Source organism: Mucilaginibacter sp. SG538B (assembly GCF_013376065.1).
GTDB lineage: Bacteria > Bacteroidota > Bacteroidia > Sphingobacteriales > Sphingobacteriaceae > Mucilaginibacter > Mucilaginibacter rubeus.
Genome location: NZ_JABMJI010000001.1, coordinates 2,240,605 through 2,262,507, shown reverse-complemented (window position 1 = coordinate 2,262,507; position 21,903 = coordinate 2,240,605). Strand labels below are relative to the sequence as shown.

The 21,903-nt window shown below is 43.2% G+C and carries 19 protein-coding genes; 12 read left to right on the top strand and 7 right to left on the bottom strand.

Annotated elements, in window-relative coordinates; all coding sequences use genetic code 11:
* Positions 1-130 precede the first annotated feature (130 nt).
* The 3 genes from FHW88_RS09085 (at position 131) to FHW88_RS09075 (ending at position 4,031) form a co-directional block, all read left to right on the top strand.
* Positions 131-949, top strand: coding sequence for a peptidoglycan-binding domain-containing protein (locus FHW88_RS09085; RefSeq protein ID WP_176624758.1), 819 nt, complete (start codon positions 131-133; stop codon positions 947-949).
* A 318-nt stretch (positions 950-1,267) separates the two neighbouring features.
* Positions 1,268-2,599: a Gfo/Idh/MocA family protein gene (locus FHW88_RS09080; protein WP_176624756.1), complete on the top strand. Its 1,332-nt coding sequence runs from the start codon at positions 1,268-1,270 to the stop codon at positions 2,597-2,599.
* 70 nt (positions 2,600-2,669) lie between these two features.
* Positions 2,670-4,031, top strand: coding sequence for a DUF1080 domain-containing protein (locus tag FHW88_RS09075; protein ID WP_176624753.1), 1,362 nt, complete (start codon positions 2,670-2,672; stop codon positions 4,029-4,031).
* Positions 4,032-4,138: 107 nt separating this feature from the next.
* Here the strand turns inward: FHW88_RS09075 and FHW88_RS09070 are convergent, their stop codons facing one another.
* The 4 genes from FHW88_RS09070 to FHW88_RS09055 form a co-directional block, all read right to left on the bottom strand.
* Positions 4,139-5,167 (bottom strand): GntR family transcriptional regulator, encoded by a 1,029-nt coding sequence (locus FHW88_RS09070; protein ID WP_176624751.1) that lies wholly within the window; start codon positions 5,165-5,167, stop codon positions 4,139-4,141.
* Positions 5,168-5,279: 112 nt separating this feature from the next.
* A complete protein-coding gene (locus tag FHW88_RS09065) occupies positions 5,280-6,293 on the bottom strand; it encodes a cytochrome d ubiquinol oxidase subunit II (RefSeq protein WP_317171345.1) in 1,014 nt (337 codons plus the stop codon).
* The gene (locus tag FHW88_RS09060) at positions 6,290-7,612 is read right to left on the bottom strand and encodes a cytochrome ubiquinol oxidase subunit I (RefSeq protein WP_176624749.1); all 1,323 of its coding nucleotides are present in this window, start codon (positions 7,610-7,612) and stop codon (positions 6,290-6,292) included. Before FHW88_RS09060 ends, FHW88_RS09065 begins: the two co-directional genes overlap by 4 nt.
* A 294-nt stretch (positions 7,613-7,906) precedes the next feature.
* On the bottom strand, positions 7,907-8,944 hold the full coding sequence (locus tag FHW88_RS09055) for a LacI family DNA-binding transcriptional regulator (RefSeq protein WP_176624747.1): 1,038 nt from the start codon (positions 8,942-8,944) through the stop codon (positions 7,907-7,909).
* A gap of 130 nt (positions 8,945-9,074) precedes the next feature.
* On the opposite strand from FHW88_RS09055, the gene FHW88_RS09050 reads away from it, so the two are divergent.
* The 7 genes from FHW88_RS09050 (at position 9,075) to FHW88_RS09020 (ending at position 18,372) form a co-directional block, all read left to right on the top strand.
* A complete protein-coding gene (locus FHW88_RS09050) occupies positions 9,075-10,550 on the top strand; it encodes a xylulokinase (RefSeq protein ID WP_176624745.1) in 1,476 nt (491 codons plus the stop codon).
* 111 nt (positions 10,551-10,661) lie between these two features.
* A complete protein-coding gene (xylA, locus tag FHW88_RS09045) occupies positions 10,662-11,987 on the top strand; it encodes a xylose isomerase (protein ID WP_176624743.1) in 1,326 nt (441 codons plus the stop codon).
* Between the two features lie 48 nt (positions 11,988-12,035).
* The gene (locus FHW88_RS09040) at positions 12,036-13,742 is read left to right on the top strand and encodes a sodium/sugar symporter (protein ID WP_176624741.1); all 1,707 of its coding nucleotides are present in this window, start codon (positions 12,036-12,038) and stop codon (positions 13,740-13,742) included.
* A gap of 208 nt (positions 13,743-13,950) precedes the next feature.
* Positions 13,951-15,351 carry a glucuronate isomerase gene (uxaC, locus tag FHW88_RS09035; protein ID WP_090525733.1) on the top strand — a complete coding sequence of 467 codons (1,401 nt, stop codon included), beginning with the start codon at positions 13,951-13,953 and terminating at the stop codon, positions 15,349-15,351.
* The gene (locus tag FHW88_RS09030) at positions 15,352-16,383 is read left to right on the top strand and encodes a sugar kinase (protein WP_176624739.1); all 1,032 of its coding nucleotides are present in this window, start codon (positions 15,352-15,354) and stop codon (positions 16,381-16,383) included.
* Positions 16,380-17,042, top strand: coding sequence for a bifunctional 4-hydroxy-2-oxoglutarate aldolase/2-dehydro-3-deoxy-phosphogluconate aldolase (locus FHW88_RS09025; RefSeq protein ID WP_176624737.1), 663 nt, complete (start codon positions 16,380-16,382; stop codon positions 17,040-17,042). The genes FHW88_RS09030 and FHW88_RS09025 overlap by 4 nt, the downstream gene beginning before the upstream one ends.
* Before the next feature lie 19 nt (positions 17,043-17,061).
* Positions 17,062-18,372 (top strand): MFS transporter, encoded by a 1,311-nt coding sequence (locus tag FHW88_RS09020; protein WP_176624735.1) that lies wholly within the window; start codon positions 17,062-17,064, stop codon positions 18,370-18,372.
* A 52-nt stretch (positions 18,373-18,424) separates the two neighbouring features.
* Here FHW88_RS09020 and FHW88_RS09015 read toward each other — a convergent pair whose 3' ends face one another.
* Positions 18,425-18,664 (bottom strand): hypothetical protein, encoded by a 240-nt coding sequence (locus FHW88_RS09015; protein WP_090525721.1) that lies wholly within the window; start codon positions 18,662-18,664, stop codon positions 18,425-18,427.
* A 164-nt stretch (positions 18,665-18,828) separates the two neighbouring features.
* Between FHW88_RS09015 and FHW88_RS09010 the strand changes: the two genes are divergently transcribed.
* Positions 18,829-19,764 carry an MBL fold metallo-hydrolase gene (locus FHW88_RS09010; RefSeq protein ID WP_176624733.1) on the top strand — a complete coding sequence of 312 codons (936 nt, stop codon included), beginning with the start codon at positions 18,829-18,831 and terminating at the stop codon, positions 19,762-19,764.
* 37 nt (positions 19,765-19,801) lie between these two features.
* Positions 19,802-20,071 carry a DUF3820 family protein gene (locus FHW88_RS09005; protein WP_176624730.1) on the top strand — a complete coding sequence of 90 codons (270 nt, stop codon included), beginning with the start codon at positions 19,802-19,804 and terminating at the stop codon, positions 20,069-20,071.
* A gap of 95 nt (positions 20,072-20,166) precedes the next feature.
* On the opposite strand, the gene corA is transcribed toward FHW88_RS09005, so the two are convergent.
* Positions 20,167-21,291, bottom strand: coding sequence for a magnesium/cobalt transporter CorA (gene corA / locus FHW88_RS09000; protein ID WP_176624728.1), 1,125 nt, complete (start codon positions 21,289-21,291; stop codon positions 20,167-20,169).
* On the bottom strand, positions 21,292-21,903 hold the full coding sequence (locus tag FHW88_RS08995) for a WbqC family protein (RefSeq protein ID WP_176624726.1): 612 nt from the start codon (positions 21,901-21,903) through the stop codon (positions 21,292-21,294).

The window sequence follows — 21,903 nt, the reverse complement described above, 5'->3', positions numbered from 1 at the left end:
TAAGCTTTCCTGTTAAATCCCGTAACAGTACGCTGTTATAGTTGTAATGATTGCTTTAGCTTTGCTTTTGAAGGTAATAAAATATCCATTATTACGATATCTAAACCTTATCACTATTAACCTTTCCTTTATGATTAAAAAACAATACCTTAAAGAAATAGCTATATCAGCTACCCAACAAAAAGGCAGTGCCTCAAACAATCAAAAAGAAGTAAGTAAAATTCAAAGCTGGCTTAACCTGTATGCGGTTACCAACCCTTCGGCAGGTACAGCAACAGGCATTGACGGGAGCTTTGGCCCGGGTACCGAAACAGCGGTTAAGAATTTCCAGAAGGCAAAAAACCTGCCGCAAACCGGCATTGTTGACAGTAGTGTTTTCGGTGAGTTATGCCAACCCATGATAAAAGCATTTAAAAGCCCAGTTGCAGGTACCGGCTTAAGGGAATTGGTTGTGAATACGGCTATACAGCATTTAAGCAACGCACCATTTGAACTTACTGTTAAGGGGCAAAGTAATTGCGGTCCCTGGGTGCGGGCCTATATGGATAATAATGAAGGAACGGAGTGGTTTTGGTGCATGGGTTTTGTACAAACCATTATTGACCAGGCTGCAAGCCAGTTAGGAAAAGATTTTCGTACACTTATGCCGCTAACCTACAGTTGCGATACTGTTGGTACTACCGGCATTAATAAAGGTTTGTTAAGCCGTGTTGCAACAGTAAGATCTAATCCTGCTGTAGTAAAGCCCGGCGATATTTTCCTGGTTCAGAAAACGCCTAACGACTGGGTACATACAGGCATTGTTATTGGCGTACATGGCGACTTATTTGATACTATTGAAGGAAATACCAATACCGATGGAAGCAGCAACGGCAACGGCGTATACAAACGTGTACGTAATTTTCAATCTTCAAAGCTCGATGTTTTTTCGATACAACCTCTTGTTTAGAGCATGTCCTGCAAATTAATACTCCCGGAGCCCCTTGATGGGGCTTTTCGCTTTAAAAGCTAAAAGCTTAAGGCTGAAAGCCTAAAGCCAATAGTTTGATAGTCGAAATTATTTAACGTTGACTACTTCGCTTTCAGCCTTAGGCTTTCTGCTTAAATAACATTTATGATCTTCGCTTTCAGGTCAATTAAGTAACAGTTAAATTACAATTGCTCCATAAAAAAATGGCCGGATAGCTTTAGCCCTTTCCAAAACTTAGCTAATTTGCGGCGCAGTCCGCCGGGGCGCGCTTATCAACCCAATTAACCTGTTTTGAATATGATCAATCGTAGAAAGTTTATTCAATCCACTGCTGTAGCTGGTACAAGTTTCCTGCTTGCGCCGCAACTATCAAAAGCTACCGGATTTTTTAAAGGATCGCCCAACGAAAAAGTAGTATTGGGAATGATGGGCACTAACAGCCGGGGACTATACCTTGCTCAAAGCTTTGCCAAGTTACCCAATGTAGAGATAGGTTATATCTGCGATGTTGACTCAAACGTAGTTGCAAAAACGATTGATGCCATCTACAAGCAAACAGGCAAAAAGCCGCAGGGATTAACAGATATCCGCAAAATGCTGGAGATAAAGGATCTTGATGCAGTAGTGGTTGCCCCGCCCGATCACTGGCACGCACCCGCAACCATTATGGCCTGCCAGGCCGGCAAACATGTGTATGTAGAAAAGCCTTGCAGTCATAATCCGCACGAGGGAGAGATGGCCGTTGAAGCAGCAAATAAATATAAACGACTGGTGCAAATGGGCAGCCAGCGCCGCTCATTCTCCAATGTGCAGGCCATGGTGAAGGAATTGCATGATGGGGTGATCGGTCGTACTTACTATGCAAAGGGCTGGTATACCAATCATCGCGCAAGTATTGGTAAAGGCAAACAGGCATCTGTACCTGCCAATTTAAATTATGATTTGTGGCAGGGGCCGGCGCCACGAAAGCCGTACCAGGATAACCTGATCCATTATAACTGGCACTGGTTTTGGAACTGGGGCACAGGCGAGGCCCTGAATAATGGTACGCATGAACTGGACGTGATTCGTTGGGGGCTCGGAGTTGATTACCCGAGCAAAGTGGTATCAACAGGCGGCCGCTTCCATTTTAATGACGACTGGCAAACGCCGGATACGCAAAACATCCTTTACAATTTCCCCAATAACACCGCTGCAGAGTGGGAATGCCGTAGTTGCAACGGCTTCGATATCGAAAAGTTAAGCAGGGGGGTAGTGTTTTATGGAGATAAAGGAACTCTTTTTTATGATAGCGGCAATAGCTACCGGGTTTACGACGGTGATAACAAACTGGTAAAAGACGTTAAAGATGATACCAAGGTTGATGGCACCAACAAGGTAAGCCCAACGGAGGCGCTGGATGGCTTCCACATGAAAAACTTTGTCGATTCAGTAAGAGGGACAGATAAACTGAACTGCCCGATTGAGATCGGTTTCAAATCAACCCTGTTGCCGCAATTAGGCAATATCTCATATCGCGTCGATCGTGTATTGCATATCGATCCAAATAATGGTCATATTTTAAATGACCCCGAAGCTCAAAAGCTTTGGCGCAGGGAGTATGAAAAGGGTTGGGAAGTGAAAGTGTAATTTCTTAATTACGTCGTTGCTTCGTGTTCGCAATGACGATTTATTTTAATCAAACAAGACAATATCAAATATGAAAAAAATAATCTACCCTGCAATTATGCTTTTGGCGTCAACGGCATTCAGTCCGGTAAACGCGCAAACCAAACTGTTTGATGGTAAAACCCTTAAAGGCTGGAAAAAGCTTGCCGGCAACGCCGATTATAAAGTAGAAGACGGGGCCATAGTAGGCACTACTGTGCTCAACTCTGGCAATTCATTTTTAGTTACCGAAAAGGAATACGGCAATTTTATATTAGAGCTTGATGCTAAAATCGAAAGTGAACTGAGCAATTCGGGCGTGCAAACCCGCAGCCATTTTGACCCTGAGGGTAATAAAGGCAAAGGGAAGGTTTATGGCAGGCAATTTGAAATAGACCCGTCCTCACGCAAATGGACTGGTGGTATTTATGACGAAGGCCGTCGCGATTGGCTTTATCCGCTTGATCTGAACCCTAAAGCCAAAGATGCATTTAAAGTAGGCGAATACAATCACATTAAAATTGAATGTATCGGCAACGAGATGAAAACATGGGTAAACGGCGTCCCTGCAAGCGATGTTGTTGATACTATCGACAGCAAAGGCTTTATCGCTTTACAGGTGCATGCGGTAAGCGAAGAAAAGCAGGCTAATAAAAAGGTATACTTCAAAAACATAAACATTAAAACCACTAATTTAAAAGCTACCCGGTTTCCAAAGGATGTGTATGTTGTTAACCTTACACCAAACAGCATAACTGCTGCTGAAAAAGCAAACGGATGGAAATTATTATACGATGGCAAAACCAATACAGGCTGGCGCGGTGCTACCCTTAAAGGTTTCCCGGATAAAGGCTGGGAATATGCTGACGGTACTATGCATGTGCTGCCCTCTGCCGGACAGGAAGAATCTGGCGGCGGCGATATCGTCACCAATGATAATTATAGCGCTTTTGACCTGTCGTTTGAGTTTAAGCTTACTCCGGGTGCTAATAGCGGTGTCAAATATTTTGTCACCCTGTCTGAAGTTACCAAAGGGTCGGCTATTGGCCTGGAGTACCAGGTACTTGATGATAAACTGCACCCCGATGCCAAACTTGGCCGTGATGGCGACCGTACATTAGCCTCGTTGTATGACCTTATCAAAGCCAATAAACAAGAACGTTTTATACACCCGATAGGTGCCTGGAATACTGGTCGTGTGGTAGTATATCCAAACAACCATGTTGAGCACTACCTGAACGGCGTTAAAGTGCTGGAATACGACCGTGGTTCAAAAGCTTTTCGCGACCTGGTAGCCATCAGCAAGTACAAAATCTGGAAAAACTTCGGCGAAGCTCCCGAGGGCCATTTATTGCTACAAGATCATGGCAATGAGGTGTTTTTTAGAAGTATTAAGGTTAAGAACTTAAAATAAAAATAGCTTCAAATTGCGGAATCCGGACTTGCGAAGTTTTAAAACTTCGCAAGTCCGGATTCATCGTTACTTTTAAACTATCGTTCCCCCTTTAGGAGGTTAGGGTGCTACAACGAACTCCTCAACCTCACCGTAAACGGCACTGCAAAATGCTCGTGGCAGTTATTCAACGCAAACTCGGCGGTTTTGCTGCCCATTAATTTAAAATCGGTTGAGATGGTGGTGATACCGTCAAGAATGATCTCTTTAAGCGCCGTTTCGTTATAGGATATCACGCCAACGTCCTTAGCCACTTTTAAATCGGAAGCGATGATTTTTTTAATGAGCTCAACCAGGTCATCCTCTGTAAGACTGATATATACCGTATTTTTTTGGATTGTTTCTGTCGATAGCGTTTCAACGATATCATACTCAAAAGCATACTGCCTGCAAAAATTCAGGAAACCCTTCATGATCTCTTTAGAATGATAGGTTTTACCGGGGAAAATCAGCTTGAGCGTATGGTATTTACTCAGGTTATCCAACATGTTCTTCAGTGCTTCATAGACATCCGTAGCAAAATTCTCATATATCGCTGCAAATTTACCGTTTACACCAGGTACAAGGTTATCCAGTAAAATCAGCTTGTCTTTAGGGATGGTGTTGATGATTTCATGAGCCTTGGTTTCATTATCTAAAAAATGTGGGATAATGATGTATTTGGCATAATCGCTCTGGATACTCTCGGCAACGATCTTTTTAAAAAAGTAAAAATCGTTGTTATAGATATAAAAATCGATAGCAGCCTGTTCGCCGATAGTAGCAACAAAGGCATCATAAATAATTTTCTTGTGCGTACTGAGTTTGTTGAATAACAGGAAGATCTTAAGTGGCTTCTGAAAATCGGTATTGGAAATAAAAAAGCCTTTTCCCGGAACCGAGCTTACTATGCCTTTTTCCTTCAGTTCCTTATAAACGCGCTCAATGGTATTGCGTGAAGTATCCAGTGCATAGCTGAGATCATTGATAGAAGGGAGCATATCATCCTTTACAATCTGCCCGCTTTCAATGGCCCTGATAATAGCATTGGAGAGTTGCAGGTACTTAGGCGTAATGGAGTATTCGTCGATTGACAGGATCTTTAAATAGTTCTTCACAACACAAATGTAATATTTGAAAATAAAACTCTATCGACAACAGGATAGACAAGGATGGTTATATCAAACTATCGATCAATACAGAATCAACGAAATCAGCATAATCAAAAAATCAACGGTCTTTCTTCTTAAACGCGTAATACAAATACCCCAGCGCCGGCAATATAAATAAGCTACCTACCAATAAACCAATCCCTAAGTCATCAATACTGTTGCTGTTGGCGTGTTCGGTAAGTAAAGACATGGAGCTGCCGTCCTTAAAAATAACAAATCTCGGGAAACGCGAAAACCCAACCGATATCAGGATCATACACACCTGGAAAGCAGCAAGTACCCTAATCCATTGCCGGTTACGGCGATGTGATATGATCAGATAAAGTACTGCCAATGAAATGGTTGCAGCTATTACTGCAACTAAACTTACAGGATTGCCAAAAATCCAGTTAGCGAGGTGAACATGTTCAAAATGAGATGCCAGGAATACCAATGCACCGCATATTACGGCAGCAATGTTCATGATCTTCGCCTTGCGGATGTAGCGTTTAATTTCGTCAACATCTTCCGTTTCACCAACTATATAAATAGCTGCAAGGAAGCCACATAGTGCCACGGTAAAAAAGCCAACAGATACCGAAAACCAATTGAACCAGCTAAAGATGTAAGCGTGCAGAAAATCAGTGGCTTTAGGATCAATCTGCCCGGATAGGGCGCTGCCTGCAATGATGCCCAGGAACAACGGCGTAACAAAACTTGAATAAACGAATATGTGTGTATAAAATGCCTGTGTTTTTTCGTCCTTAATAGCATCATAGTTACGGAACGAAAATGCGGTGCCCCGGGCTATAACGCCAAGCAACATCACCAGCAGCGGAATATGCAGGTAGATGCACATTTCGCTATAGATAACCGGAAAGCCCACAAACAACACTACCACGGTAATAATAAGCCACATGTGATTGGCCTCCCAAATAGGGCCGATAGCCTGGTACATGATCTTGCGCGTGCGGTGTTTATTGTCGGTTGATGTAAAAAGTTCGATAATGCCGGCGCCGAAATCAGCTCCGCCCAATAAAAAGTAGAGGGTGATAGCCGCAAAAAGAAATAGGATTACAATATATAGCATCATGACTGAGCGGTTTTACGGTCATACAATTCAGGCACCATCTGGATTTGCCTTTTTAATAAAAATATAACAGCTACACTCAGCGTAAAATAAATAAAGCTGAACAGGTAAAATGAATATTGGATACCCGGCATTGGCGTAACTGCCTCGCTGGTACGCATAACACCTTGTATGATCCAGGGCTGCCGGCCAACCTCGGTCACCGTCCAGCCGGCTTCAAGGGCTATAAAACCAAGTGGTGTCGCCCAGATAAAAGTTTTCAGGAACCATGGTTTAGAGAGCAGGTCCTTCTTTTTCCAGAGTTCGTAAAAATAAATGACCCCTATCAGCATCATCAAAACGCCTATACCCACCATAATCTGGAATGCGTAATGAGTAACAGCCACCGGCGGCTGGTTTTTAACAGGGATTTTATCCAACCCGTTTACCTGTGTTTTAAAATTGTCATGCACTAAAAAGCTTAACAGGCCGGGGATCTCTAAACCGTAATTCACTTTTTTCGCAGCGGTATCAGGAATACCACCGATAACTAGCGGTGCGTATTCCTGGGTGTGAAAATAAGCTTCCATTGCAGCCAGTTTTGCGGGTTGGCGTTTAGCTGCATTTTTGGCTGATAAGTCGCCGCTGAAAGGTTGTAAAATAGCTGCGGCTGCCCCAAAGATGATAGCTATTTTAAACGCCTTAGTATGGAAAGCGATATTCTTTTTACGGTAGATCATGAGCGCATGGATCCCGGCCACTGCAAAACCTGTTGCCGAAAAGGCGGCTATGATCATATGTAATGACTCGGAAAACCAGGCCTTGTTAAACATGGCTTTTACCGGATCGATATTAATATATTGCCCGTTTACAAAATCGAAGCCCGAAGGGCTATTCATCCAGGAATTGGCTGACACCACCAAGATACCTGATGCAACGCCGCTTATTCCAACAATAACGCCAGCTGTCCAATGTACCCAGTTATTTAATTTGTTCCAGCCATAAAGGAATAAGCCAAGCGCTATCGCTTCAATAAAAAAGGCGACACCTTCCAACGAAAACGGCATCCCGAAGATCGGTCCGGCGTGTTTCATGAAGCCGGGCCAAAGCAACCCGAGCTCAAAAGAGAGCATGGTGCCGGATACCGCGCCGGTAGCAAAAAATATAGCTACGCCTTTACTCCAGGCTACAGTGATGTTTTTATAAACCGGGTCCTGGGTTTTGATCCATTTATAATGCGATATGGCCATGAAAACCGGCATTACCATACCGATACAGGAGTATATGATATGAAAACCTAAGGATAAGGCCATTTGAGATCTGGCAGCTAAAAAATCATCCATACATGTTATACTTAAATAATGGTTGAAATTAAAGCTTAATGTAACAAATCTGTAACTAAATCCTTATCGATATTGAATTTAAAATATGTTTTTTATCGGACGAGTGTTGTATTAATGAGGATAATTTAGTAAAAATTTACAAACACAGAGTTCATTGCGAGAGAGAAACGACGATGCTTTTTACTGACTTTTACTGGCGCAAGTATGGAGGGTTGACTATTAACGAAAACTATTTGTGCTGCTAAGCCGCGGCACAAGTAGCCTCCACTTTATGCTTGCCCAAGTTAGAGGGGGTTAGACCGAGCTGTTCTTTTTCGTCGATCCCCTTATAATCAACTCAGGCTTAATACTGATGATCTTGGGTTTAACCGAAACCTCGACGTTGGCAATCTCCTGGAAAAACAGGTTGCCAATGGTTTTGCCCATATAAACGCTAAACTGGTCTATAGTGGTTATCGATGGACTGGTAATCTCCGTAAAAGCTTCATTAGAGTAACCGCAAATGCCCAACTCAGAAGGTACTTTGATATTCATAACATTGGCTACCTCCAAAACACCTAAAGCCGAAAAATCAGACGTAGAGGCAAATATTGCATCCGGCGGGTGGGGGAGGTTAAGCAGCTTACGGGTAGCTTCGGCACCAAGCTCCTTTGTCCATGCATTTTCAACCACCAATTCCTCAATTACTTTCACCTTATGCGTTTCTAATGCCCTTAGGTACCCGTTTTTTCGCTGGCGAAAAATGTTGAGATTTTGCGGACCTTCAAGCAAAGCGATACGTTTATAGCCGTTTTCTATCAGGTGCGATACCGCTTCAAATGAAGCCTGTTCGTTATCGTTGATCACTTTAAGTGTTTCCAGTTCTTCAGCAACACGGTCAAACTGGATCAGCTGAATACCATGGTCAAGCACATTTTGCAGGTGCTGGTAATCATAGCTATCGGCCGATACCGAGATCACAATACAATCCACATGCTGGTTAATGAGCGTATTAACGCACTGGATCTCTTTATCATGCACTTCGCCCGACTGGCAGATGATGAGGTTATATCCTTTTTGATAAGTTGTTTCCTCAATGCCAGCTATCACGTTACTGAAAAAGTTCTGATTTATCCGCGGCACCACTACGCCAATAGTTTTTGAATGCCCTTTGCGTAGGTTGGAGGCAAGGGTGTTGCGTTTATAATTGAGCTCATCGGCGGTTTTGATGATCAGCTCCCTGGTTTTTTCGTTCACCTGGCTGCTGTTATTCAGCGCTCTTGATACAGAAGACGCGGTTATGCCGAGCTTAGCGGCAATGTCATAAATGGTGGTGCGTTTAACTTTCTTCATTATAGCGTGCAAGTTGGAAAAAATATTTTACGCAATCGATTGCAATTTTTATTTATTTCTTTATTTTCGTTGCGTTAAGTTACCAATTAATAAATACAACCAAAAAATCATACAAAAATCTGAATAGGCTATGCTGTTATTAGGGATCGATATAGGTACTTCGTCGGTAAAAGTAAGTGTTGTTGACGCCGCAACGCAAAAAACAATCGCTTCGGCACAATACCCTGACCAGGAGTCGCCAATCAAAGCATTGCATCCCGGCTGGGCCGAACAATCTCCCTCAATGTGGTGGGAGCAGGCACAAAAAGCATTGGAGCGCTGTCATGCTAAAGGCAATTATAATACAAAAGATATAGCAGCAATAGGTATAGCATACCAAATGCATGGCCTGGTATTGGTTGATAAAGATCAAAATGTTTTACGCGATAGTATTATATGGTGCGATAGCCGCGCTGTTGAAATTGGCGATAAAGCTTTTGCCACCATTGGCGAAGAGCATTGCTTATCGCACCTGCTTAATTCGCCGGGAAACTTTACGGCCTCAAAACTGGCCTGGGTAAAGGAAAATGAACCGGAGATCTACAGTAAAATTGATAAGATCATGCTGCCTGGTGATTATATCGCCATGGAACTTACCGGCGAGATCACCACATCTGTATCGGCATTGTCTGAAGGTGTGTTCTTCGATTTCAAAACCAATGGCATCTCCAAAGAGATCATCAATTACTTTGGTTTTGATACCAGCCTGTTCCCGGTTATTAATCCTGTATTTTCATCGCACGGAAGTTTGCAGGCATCAGTCGCCGAAAAACTGAATTTAAAGGCAGGCATTCCGGTTACCTATAAATCAGGAGATCAGCCCAATAATGCCTTATCGTTAAATGTACTAAATCCCGGCGAAGTAGCTGCTACTGCTGGCACATCGGGCGTTATATATGGAGTAAACGATCAATTGGTTTATGATCAACAATCGCGCATTAACACCTTCGCACACGTTAATTATGCCACCGAACAGAAAAGGCTTGGTGTACTGCTTTGCATTAACGGAACCGGCAGTTTGTATCGCTGGGTAAAAAACACCTTCGGTACAGGCTATACCTATAACCAAATGAACGCAGAAGCTGAAAAAGCACCTTTGGGCAGCGAAGGCTTACAGGTACTGCCTTTTGGCAATGGTGCCGAGCGTATGTTAAATAATAAGCAGGTTGGTGCGCATTTTCAAAATATCGACCTTAACCTGCACACCCCCGCACATATTTTCAGGGCTGTGCAGGAGGGGATAGCCTCGTCGTTCCGTTATGGCTTTGACATTATGCGCGGCAATGGTATGAACCCTACTGTGATCCGTGCGGGCAAAAGCAACCTTTTCCTGAGCGATCTGTTTACCCAAACTTTTGTAAATGCTACAGGCGTTCCTGTCGAGCTCTATAATAACGACGGCAGTGTAGGTGCGGCCTTAGGCGCAGGTATAGGCGCAGGCATCTTCAAATCACCGGCTGAGGCATTCAGTAATATCAAGGCCATTAAACTGGTTGAACCTACTACAGACCAATTTGAACCCGTTTACCAGGAGTGGAAAGCGCTTTTAGAAACGAAACTGAGGTGAAAGGGAAAAGGTTAAAGGCGAAAGGTGTTGCCCGTGTATCCAAATAAATAATTAAACAATTGCCCAATAAAAAAATCACTAATTCAATAACTCACTAATTCAATAATTAACATGATAGTAACAGGCGAAAAAGAATTTTTCAAAGAAATAGGCCAGATCAAATTTGAAGGCCTTGAATCAGACAACCCGCTGGCGTTTCGCTGGTATGATGCAGATCGGGTAGTGGCAGGCAAAACCATGAAGGATCATTTACGCTTTGCAGGTGCATACTGGCATTCGTTCTGCGGTAACGGTGCCGATCCGTTTGGCGGCGCTACACACGTTTTCCCTTGGGATGAAAAAGCTGACGCTGTTGAGCGAGCTAAAGACAAAATGGATGCAGCGTTTGAGTTCTTGACAAAAATGAACCTGCCTTACTACTGTTTCCACGACGTTGATGTGGTTGACTATGGTAATGATGTTGCTGAAAACGACCGCCGTTTGCAGGCTTTGGTTGATTATGCCAAACAAAAACAGGCTGCCAGCGGTGTAAAATTGCTTTGGGGTACTGCAAACCTGTTCAGCCACAAACGTTATATGAACGGTGCATCAACCAACCCTGATTTTCATGTGTTAGCACATGCCGGTGCGCAGGTAAAAGCGGCACTTGACGCGACGATTGCATTAGGCGGCGAAAATTATGTTTTCTGGGGTGGCCGTGAAGGTTATATGAGCCTGCTGAATACCAATATGAAACGCGAACAGGAGCATTTGGCTAAGTTTTTACATACTGCTAAAGATTATGCCCGCAAGCAAGGTTTTAAAGGCACGTTCTTTATTGAGCCAAAACCATGCGAGCCAACCAAACACCAGTATGATTATGATGCGGCCACCGTATTAGGTTTTTTACAGAAATACGACCTGATCAACGATTTTAAACTGAACCTTGAAGTTAACCACGCTACTTTAGCAGGTCATACTTTCCAGCACGAACTACAGGTTGCTGCCGATTCGGGTTTATTAGGTTCGATAGATGCAAACCGCGGTGACACGCAAAATGGCTGGGATACCGACCAGTTCCCTAACGATATTAATGAAGTAACCGAGTGCATGCTGATTATTCTTGAGGCAGGCGGTTTCCAGGGTGGTGGTATTAATTTTGATGCCAAGATCCGCCGTAACTCAACCGATCCGGCTGATTTGTTCTATGCTCACATTGGTGGTATGGACCTCTTCGCAAGGGCTTTGGTTGCTGCTGACAACATTTTACAAAAATCAGAGTATAAAAAATTACGTACCGACAGGTATGCCTCATTTGATGCCGGCACCGGGAAAGATTTTGAAGAGGGTAAGGTTTCTTTGGAAGATTTGCGTAACTATGCGATAGCTAACGGCGAACCTAAAGTGACAAGTGGTAAACAAGAATACATCGAAAATTTGATAAATCGATATATATAGTTTATAATTGTCAATCATACATATTAAACCCAAAGACAAACCAAAACAATGAACCTCAAAACCCTTTCAAATGGCGATTATGCTGTTTTCTTTATCTACTTTATAATTGTTGCCAGTTACGGCTGGTGGGTGTATAAGCGTAAACACAACGCCGATGCCACCTCAAAAGACTATTTTTTGGCCGAAGGGTCGTTAACCTGGTGGGCTATCGGAGCATCGCTCATCGCCTCAAATATCTCTGCCGAACAATTTATAGGTACAAGTGGGTCTGCGTTTAAAATGGGCTTAGCCATATCTACTTACGAGTGGATGGCTGCAATTACCCTTATCATTGTGGCGGTCTTCTTTATCCCGGTATATCTTAAAAATAAGATTTTTACCATGCCACAATTCCTGCACCAGCGGTATAACGGAACGGTGGCCATGATCATGGCTATCTTTTGGCTGTTGCTGTACATTGTGGTTAACTTAATGTCGATCCTTTACCTTGGTGCATTAGCTGTCAGCGGTATTTCAGGTCTTGATATTCACCTGTGTATCTGGTTGCTGGCCATATTCTCGGCGGTTATTACACTGGGCGGTATGAAGGTTATCGGCTATACCGACGTTATCCAGGTGGCGGTATTGATATTGGGTGGTTTAATGGCATCTTACCTTGCACTTACTTTGTTAAGCGAAAAAGAAAATACAACAGGCTTACTCAATGGTTTCAAGATCCTGCATAGTGAAGCTACTGATCACTTCCATATGATCTTCAAAAAGGATAATCCAAATTACATGGATCTTCCCGGCTTATCTGTTCTGATAGGCGGCATGTGGATCACTAACCTTAACTATTGGGGCTGTAACCAGTATATTACCCAAAGGGCTTTGGGCGCAAACCTTAAAACTGCCCGTGGTGGAATCCTGTTTGCAGCTTTCCTTAAGTTGCTGATGCCTGTTATTGTAGTGCTGCCTGGTATTGCGGCTTACCTTTTATATCAAAAAGGGATGTTCCACCAGGAAATGGCGAGTTCATCTGGAGTTTTGGATCCTAACAAAGCGTATCCATCACTGTTAAACTTATTGCCAAGCGGCTTAAAAGGCCTTTCATTCGCTGCGTTAACGGCTGCTATTGTAGCGTCGTTAGCGGGTAAAGCAAACAGTATCGCTACCATCTTTACGTTGGATATTTACAAAAAAGCAATCAATCCTGAAGCTACCGATAAAAAACTGGTTAACCTGGGTAAAATATCGGTACTTGTTGCCTTGTTGTTAGGTATCCTGTTATCTGAGCTTATCGGTAAAGCATTGATGGGCGAAGGTAAGCAGGGCTTCCAGTATATCCAGGAATATACAGGCTTCGTATCTCCGGGTATCTTTGCCATGTTTATCCTTGGTTTCTTCTGGAAAAAAGCTACTTCAAATGCGGCTTTATTTGCAACCATTGGCGGTTTCATTTTCTCATGTTTCTTTAAACTTTGTCCAAAGTTTATTGACCTGAGCTTCCTGTCGCCGTATGGCTTCTCAAAATTAGCCTTGCAGGATGATAAAGTAACGAAGTTATATGAAATCCCTTTCCTTGACCGTATGGGTTTTGTATTTATTCTGTGTGTTATTGGTATGTACATTATTTCAAAAATTGACCAGGCCAGGGGCGTTACAACAAATGGCCTTGAAATTGATGGCTCAATGTTTAAAACTTCGAGAGGATTTTTAGCTGGCTCCTTAATTGTAACAGGTATTGTGGTTGCATTGTACTCAATTTTCTGGTAGCAGAAATTTTACCAATAGATAAAAAGGCGATGAGGTGATAACCCCATCGCCTTTTTGCTTCATAGTAGTTGTTTTTACCCGTTAACGAAAACGTTTGCGTGGATTGTTTAGGCTTATTACTTCCAACTTGCCCGTATGATGTGTAATTTGCCGCTTACAAGTATAAACTACTATACCGCTAACTCCGGTATATATCTGTTAATAACCAATGAAGAATTTTTTAGATCAGGATTTTTTACTTCAAACAAAAACGGCGCAGCGCTTATATCATGAGTTCGCCAGCCATCAGCCTATTATTGATTATCATTGCCACCTGCCGCCAGATCAGATTGCTGACGATATCAATTTTAAAAACATAACGCAGATCTGGCTTTATGGCGATCATTACAAATGGCGCGCTATGCGGGCAAATGGTGTTAATGAAGCCTATATCACCGGTAATAAAACCGACGAAGAAAAGTTTATGCAATGGGCCGCTACGGTTCCTTACACTTTGAGAAACCCGCTATACCATTGGACACACCTTGAATTGCAGCGATATTTTGGCATCAATGAGTTGCTCTCACCAGCATCGGCACAAAAAATATATGCCCAGTGCAACGAAAAACTACAATCGCCGGAGTTTAGCATCCGTAATATCCTCAAAAGTAAAAACGTAGAGGTTGTGGGTACTACTGATGATCCGTTGGATAACCTTAGCCATCATCAGAAACTGAAACAGGACGGGTACAGTGTGAAAGTATTGCCAGCCTACCGCCCCGATAAAGCTATGAACGCCGATGACATTGCCGGGCTCAACAAATACATTGACCAACTGGAATCAGTGGCAAATGTATCTATATCTAACATTGATGAATATCTTTCGGCCTTAAAAGCAAGACACGAATACTTCGCCGAAAACGGCTGCAAATTATCAGATCACGGACTGGAGCAAATTTATTCCGAAGATTATACTGACGCAGAGATAGCTACCATCTTTACCAAAATAAGGAACAGCGAAGTGTTGTTGCCTTTGGAAATCCTGAAATTTAAATCGGCTATGTTGTATTACTTTGCCATTTGGGATCATGAAAAAGGCTGGGTACAACAATTCCACCTTGGTGCATTGCGTAATAACAATGCGCGTGCTTTAAACAATTTGGGGCCTGATACCGGCTGGGATTCTATAGGCGATTTTGCACAAGGCAGGGCATTATCCAAATTCCTGAACAGGTTGGATACCACCAACCAGTTAGCCAAAACCATTATTTATAACCTTAACCCTGCCGATAACGAGCTGTTTGCTACTATGGTGGGCAACTATAATGACGGTTCGGTAGCCGGCAAAATGCAGTTTGGATCGGCCTGGTGGTTTTTGGATCAAAAGGATGGCATGATTAAGCAATTAAACGCTTTATCAAACATGGGCCTGCTGAGCCGTTTGGTTGGGATGCTTACCGATTCGAGGAGCTTTATGTCGTTCCCGAGGCATGAGTATTTCCGCAGGTTGCTTTGTAACTTGTTGGGTGATGACATTGAAAACGGCGAATTACCAAACGATATTGAATGGACAGGAAAGATCGTGAGCGATATTTGCTATTTTAACGCCAAAAACTATTTCAATTTTTAAATGAGCAATATCGAAAATACAAAAGGGAGCATCCTGTCGTTCGGCGAATTATTATTACGCATGTGCCCGGACGGCGAAGGGCAGTGGCTTGCAAAAAACAAGCTGCCATTTTTTATGGGCGGTGCTGAGCTTAACGTAGCCAATGCTTTAGCCCTTTGGGAGCAGCCAATAAAATATTTTACTGCTTTGCCTGATAATGCCTTATCCGAACAGATTATCGGTTACCTGGAAAACAAAAACATCGACACATCAGCAATACATCATAGTGGTAACAGGATAGGTCTTTATTATCTCACCCGTGGTAAAGATGTAAAGAACAATGCCATTGTATATGACCGTGCCGGTTCGGCATTTGCCGATCTGAAACCGGGCATGGTTAACTGGGATGCTGTTCTGGAAGGGGTGAGCTGGTTTCATTTCAGTGCGATATGCCCGGCCTTAAGCCAGCAGGCTGCCGATGTTTGCGAAGAAGTTTTACAGGCAGCAAGCAAAAAACATATCACCTTATCTGTCGATCTTAATTATCGCCCCAAATTATGGCAGTACGGTAAAAAGCCAACGGAGATTATGCCAAAGCTGGTGCAATATGCTGATATCATTATGGGGAATGTTTGGGCAGAGGAAACCATGCTGGGCATTCCCGTTACACCGGATATCCATGAATCGGGTCAGCAGAGCATCTACCTTAAAGAGGGGCTCTACTCGTCTGAAAGGATCATGGATGCTTATCCGCGCTGCCGGGCTGTTGCCAATACCTTCCGCTTTGATGCAGGCAAAGGCGTTGAATATTATACTTCGCTTTATACTGGCAACCGCTTTTATCACTCCCCAACCTATACTACCGAAACCGTGGTTGACAAAGTTGGCAGCGGCGATTGCTTTATGGCCGGGCTTATTTACGGCTTTTATAACAAACAAGATCCACAGCAATTGCTGGACTTTGCAACGGCAGCCGCATTCGAGAAGCTATTTATTGAAGGCGATGCGACCACCAAAACAGTTGATCAAATTTATAACACAATGAAACAATGAGTAAAAAAGATATAGTACTTGACGCGATATTAAAGCAGGGTACATTACCGCTGTTCTTTTATAAAGACCCGGAGGTGAGCCTGCAAATAACCGGCACGCTTTATAAAGCTGGCATTAGGGTATTTGAGTATACCAACCGCGGTGCAGCCGCCCTCGAAAACTTCAAGGTTTTAAAACAAGCCCTTGCAAACGGCGATATGCCGGGCCTGGAATTAGGTATCGGCACTATCAAAAGTGTTCAGGAAGCTGAAGCTTTTATTGCTGCCGGGGCTGATTTTATCGTTTCGCCAATTGTTAACCCCGAGGTTGGCAAACTGGCGGCGCAGCATAACCTGTTATGGATTCCTGGTTGTATGACACCAACCGAAATCTATACAGCTCAACAAAATGAGGCTGCGTTGATAAAAATATTCCCGGCCAACATACTGGGACCGGAGTTTGTATCCTCAATCAGGGATTTGTTTGCCGGTCAGTTGTTCATACCAACAGGTGGGGTTGATTTGAACCATGACAGCATCAGTACCTGGTTTAAAGCGGGGGTATGCGCCGTGGGCATGGGCAGCAAGCTCATCAGCAAAAGCGTATTGGAAAACCGGGAGTACGACAAATTGTATAACGATACCCTGAAGCTGCTGGAAATAGTACAAACCATTAAATAGCCTGTAAACCTAAATTATAATGAGAGAAGAAAAAGTTGGAAACTACCGCTGGGTGATCTGCTCGCTGGTATTTTTCGCAACAACCGTTAATTACCTTGACCGGGCAGTAATCAGTTTGCTTAAATCAGACCTTACCAAAGAGTTTAAATGGAATGATGGTGATTATGCAAACATTGAGATAGCTTTTAAAATAGCTTATTCAATAGGTTTGCTGGCTGCCGGACGGATCATTGATAAGATAGGCACCAAACTCGGCTATTTCCTTTCAACACTACTATGGAGTATTTCGGCGGTGTGCCACGCTTTTGTTGGCGGCACCTTTGGTTTCGGCGTAGTGCGTTCTGCATTAGGCCTTAGTGAAGCGGGAAATTTTCCTGCAGCTATTAAAACCGTGGCCGAGTGGTTTCCTAAAAAAGAACGTGCATTTGCTACGGGGATCTTTAACTCGGGTGCAAACATAGGTGCTATAGTTGCACCTTTAACAGTTCCGTTTATAGCAGCTGCCTGGGGATGGCGCTGGGCATTTATCATAACCGGCTCAATCGGTTTTATATGGCTTGTATTATGGCAGGTAATTTACCGCGCACCTTCAAAGCATAGCAAGGTATCAAAAGCCGAGCTTGATTACATCAACAGTGATCATGACAGTCAAACTGAAGCTTTACAGCCTGCTGAACAAAAGAAAATATCTTGGGGCAAGCTGCTTTCGTTTAAGCAAACGTGGGCATTTGTTATAGGTAAATTCCTTACCGACCCTATATGGTGGTTTTACCTGTTCTGGCTCCCCGATTTTTTGGAAAGCCAGTATCATTTAAAGGGCACAGAAATAGCCATTCCCGTTGCGTTGGTTTATACCATGTCTACCTTTGGGAGTGTTGGCGGCGGTTGGCTGCCCATGAACCTGATTAAAAATAAATGGCCGGTGTTTAAAGCCCGTAAAACATCCATGTTTATTTATGCACTGGCAGTAATACCTATCATATTTGCCCAAATTTTGGGCGGTGTTAATATGTGGCTTGCCGTTATCGTAATTGGTATAGCAGCTTCGGCGCACCAGGCCTGGAGTGCCAATATATTTACTACAGTTTCGGATATGTTCCCAAAACGCACAATTGGCTCGGTAACGGGCTTAGGTGGCATGTTCGGTTCTATCGGTGGTGTGTTCCTGTCGCTTGCCGTGCAAAAAAACCTGTTTGTGTATTACCGGTCAATCGGTAAAATTGAGATAGCCTATTATATTATGTTCTTTGTTTGCGGAAGCGCTTACATTTTAGCCTGGCTCATTATGCATTTCCTGGTGCCTAAAATGAAACCAATTGAATTGGATTAACCATATGAAATATAACGAAGGAAGCCGGGGCAAATGATCCGGCTTCCTTTTTTTATAAAGAGTGGCTTACCGCCTGTTCGGCCAGTTCATCAATCCAGCTCGAAAGGTAAGGCTCTGTACCATCAATCCTGATCCATTCGCTATCCTGATCTTTGACAATTACCAAATGTAGTGTGCCATCTATCGATTTAAACTCATATGCATTGGCATAACCGGCCCAGGTCACCTGTTGCGCTGTACCTTCAATAATGCTATCGGTCCCCGTAAGCGTGGCATCAAATTGTTGTTTCATAGTGTTTATAGTTTTACTAACCTAACATAGTTCTGGCAGTTTCTGTTTGCGCTGGTGTTAAGCCGAAGGCCATGTTATTTATTTTAGACTGATAAAATTGTATTTAAATTTAAGCAACTAAAACTTTTAATACACGAGTTACGTTTTGTTAATAATTATAAACCATGAACAGAAGGCTCAGTACAAAATATTTCCAGGTATCGCAAAGGGTATGGGGAACTAAACTATTATTTGTTAATGTTTACATGATCGCCAACCGTCCCGGTGCTGCCAAAGGTTGGGTTTTGGTTGATACGGGGTTAAAAGGTTCGGCAAAAAAAATAATTGCCATGGCCGAAGAGCTTTTTGGCCCGGGAACCAGGCCTGCAGCTATTGTGCTCACACATGGACATGCCGACCACTCGGGAGGATTAGCAGAACTTTTGGAGATTTGGAATGTACCTGTTTATGCCCACGCACTTGAATTGCCTTACCTAACAGGCCTGTCATCATACCCACCAGCCGATCCATCGCTGACCGACGGACTGATGAGCTTGTTGTCGGTATTTTTCCCAACATCCCCCATTAACCTCGGTACTAAAGTAAAAACCATCGATATGGAGGAAGGGATCCCCGAACTGCCCGAATGGAAGATCATTCACACACCCGGCCATACGGCGGGCCATATTTCCCTGTTTTTGCCAATAAATTCGACCCTTGTAGCCGGGGATGCCTTTTCAACTACTAAGGCCGAATCAGCTTTATATTCATTTAGTTCGCTTAAAAAGTTAACCGGACCGCCAAGGTATTTCACTACCGACTGGGAAGCTGCTGCCCAATCAGTACGCAGGCTTGCCGCGCTTGAACCACGTACGGTGGCCACAGGCCATGGCCCGATAATGCGCGGCCGTGAGCTGCATGATCAATTGCATGAACTGGCCGATAACTTTGAGCAGGTTGCAATACCCGTAAAAGGCCGCTATGTGGGGCATCCGGCTGTTGCCGATGAAATGGGCGTGACCTATATCCCGCCTTATATAAGCAGCAGTATCTTAAAAGCAACAGTTGGCATCGCAGCTGCACTCGCAACGTTTTTTATTATAAAAGGATTGCAGGAATAGGAGCAGAATCCCATCGCTTTGTGCTTACCTTTACCGCGTGGAAAATTTAAAACCCGATCCCAAAATTCTCATCGATATTGTACAAACCCGGATGCCTTATGGCAAATATAAGGGTACTATTATAGCTGATATCCCAGTATCTTACCTGGAATGGATGTCGGGTAAAGGATTTACTAAAGATAAAATGGGGATGTTACTTTCAACCACATTTGAGATCAAAACAAATGGGCTGGGTGAGATTCTGTATATGGTGAAGAAACAAGTTCAAGCCCAAGCCCCCCGACCCCCTAAAGGGGGAGGATTCTGATCAGGTTTTTTACCCATCTCCATTAAAAAAAGAAGCAGTACTCGTAACGCTTCTTTTTTATGCCGACAACTCCCGTTTAAGGGGCTGGGGGGCATCTACAATCTGTTAAACCAGCCTTTCTTCCAAAATACAAACACCTGTATTATGGCTATCAAAAACATAAACAAGATAGCATAAATGTAACCATGGTGCCAATATAACTCTGGCATGTTATCCGGCAGAAGATGGCCTTTATCATCCTGCCGGGAAAAATTCATCCCGTAGATACCGGCTATAAAAGTAAGCGGGATAAAGATCACAGAAATGATAGTAAGCACCTTCATGATCTCGTTCATGCGGTTACTTACCATGGATAGGTACAGGTCGATGATACTTGACGTTACCTCTTTATAGTTTTCAATGAGGTCCATGGCCTGGATGCAATGATCATAGGCGTCGCGCAAAAACAATTTAACTTCCGGCGTTATCAGCGGGCTTTCAGACCTGATCATGTCATTGATCTTATCCCTTTCTGGCCAGCTGGCACGGCGTACAACAATGAGCGTACGTTTTAGCTGCTGCGCATCAAACATGATGGTTTTATCGGCGCTTTGATAAAGCTTATCCTCCAGCGCATCCAAATGATCGCCTATTTCGGCAAGCAGCACAAAGTAGGTATCAATTATGGTATCGGTAAGCGCATAGCACATATAACCCGGTCCGGCAGTGCGGATAGCACCTTTCCCTGCCTTTAAGCGGGTTTTTACAGCATCAAAACGTTCAGCATGGTCTTCTTCAAAGCTAATGATGATATTATCTTTTATAATAGCCGAGAACTGGCAGTTGATGATCTCATTATCCTTGTTAAAATGAATAATGCGGCTGGTACAAAAGGCATAATCCTCGTATTCATCAAATTTGGGGCGCTGGTGGGTGTTGGCAATATCCTCCAAAACCAGGGAATTGATATTGCAATGTTCACCAATTTGCTCAATCAGCGAGGCATCGCCCAACCCATTAATCTTGATCCAATGGGTATGATTATCACATTTATTTAGCTGTTTTAATGCTGTTTTGATATCCTTGCCCTCGCAAGTTACCAACTCATCTTTATTGTATGAGTAAACTGATATAATGGGTTTCAGTGCATCCTCGGCTACCCTGATAGTACCCGGTCTGTCGCCTACATTTCCTGCTTGTTTGTGTTTTTTAAGGCGCAGGCGTTTAAAGTTGCCATTCATCTACAAATAGTTTATGGTTTGCGGGCCCTGGTTAAACAGCAGGTCAATGATACTCAGGTTTTTCATAAAGCCCTTGCGGTCTTCAAATACCTGGAAATATGGTTTCTGCTGTATATCGCTTTCTTTTTTAGGATGGATAGAAAACCGAAAATCGTGCAGGTTAGGATATTCGGGCTGGTATTCATCCGTGTAATTTAATTCCGTTTTTATTTTAGTAAGCTTGAGCAGCAGGTTCAAAAGCTCCTGATTATAATCAAACAAGTAGGTAATTTGTTTTTCATAAAAAGGTGCAAAGTCATCTTCATAAAACTCAAAATAAGCCGAACGGCGATAACAGGCCTGCAAGCTTTGCCAGTGCAGGCGCTGCCACATAAAATCGTAGCTGATTTTTACATCTTTAACTTTAGTGTGATTTTTTGAACCTTTTATTACCGGAACCACCAATGCCAGCACACCATCGGGCGAGTAGATATTGGCCCGGTTGCGATAAGTTTGTTTGGGGAAATGTTCTTCTCTTTCTATCAGTATATCAGGCTTGTACGTATTTAACTGTACAAAATAATCTACCGGTGGAAGATAAAACATGGGTAACACAGCGCCTTTTTCAATCAT

Bases quoted from the DNA above. Each gene is read 5' to 3' on its own strand.
- FHW88_RS09010 (WP_176624733.1), top strand. From the start codon at position 18,829: ATGAACAGAAGGCTCAGTACAAAATATTTCCAGGTATCGCAAAGGGTA.
- FHW88_RS09060 (WP_176624749.1), bottom strand. From the start codon at position 7,612: ATGGATGATTTTTTAGCTGCCAGATCTCAAATGGCCTTATCCTTAGGT.
- FHW88_RS09055 (WP_176624747.1), bottom strand. From the start codon at position 8,944: ATGAAGAAAGTTAAACGCACCACCATTTATGACATTGCCGCTAAGCTC.
- corA (WP_176624728.1), bottom strand. From the start codon at position 21,291: ATGAATGGCAACTTTAAACGCCTGCGCCTTAAAAAACACAAACAAGCA.
- uxaC (WP_090525733.1), top strand. From the start codon at position 13,951: ATGAAGAATTTTTTAGATCAGGATTTTTTACTTCAAACAAAAACGGCG.
- FHW88_RS09085 (WP_176624758.1), top strand. From the start codon at position 131: ATGATTAAAAAACAATACCTTAAAGAAATAGCTATATCAGCTACCCAA.
- FHW88_RS09020 (WP_176624735.1), top strand. From the start codon at position 17,062: ATGAGAGAAGAAAAAGTTGGAAACTACCGCTGGGTGATCTGCTCGCTG.
- FHW88_RS09040 (WP_176624741.1), top strand. From the start codon at position 12,036: ATGAACCTCAAAACCCTTTCAAATGGCGATTATGCTGTTTTCTTTATC.
- FHW88_RS09080 (WP_176624756.1), top strand. From the start codon at position 1,268: ATGATCAATCGTAGAAAGTTTATTCAATCCACTGCTGTAGCTGGTACA.
- FHW88_RS09030 (WP_176624739.1), top strand. From the start codon at position 15,352: ATGAGCAATATCGAAAATACAAAAGGGAGCATCCTGTCGTTCGGCGAA.
- FHW88_RS09065 (WP_317171345.1), bottom strand. From the start codon at position 6,293: ATGATGCTATATATTGTAATCCTATTTCTTTTTGCGGCTATCACCCTC.
- FHW88_RS09025 (WP_176624737.1), top strand. From the start codon at position 16,380: ATGAGTAAAAAAGATATAGTACTTGACGCGATATTAAAGCAGGGTACA.
- FHW88_RS08995 (WP_176624726.1), bottom strand. From the start codon at position 21,903: ATGATTGAAAAAGGCGCTGTGTTACCCATGTTTTATCTTCCACCGGTA.
- xylA (WP_176624743.1), top strand. From the start codon at position 10,662: ATGATAGTAACAGGCGAAAAAGAATTTTTCAAAGAAATAGGCCAGATC.
- FHW88_RS09015 (WP_090525721.1), bottom strand. From the start codon at position 18,664: ATGAAACAACAATTTGATGCCACGCTTACGGGGACCGATAGCATTATT.
- FHW88_RS09050 (WP_176624745.1), top strand. From the start codon at position 9,075: ATGCTGTTATTAGGGATCGATATAGGTACTTCGTCGGTAAAAGTAAGT.
- FHW88_RS09075 (WP_176624753.1), top strand. From the start codon at position 2,670: ATGAAAAAAATAATCTACCCTGCAATTATGCTTTTGGCGTCAACGGCA.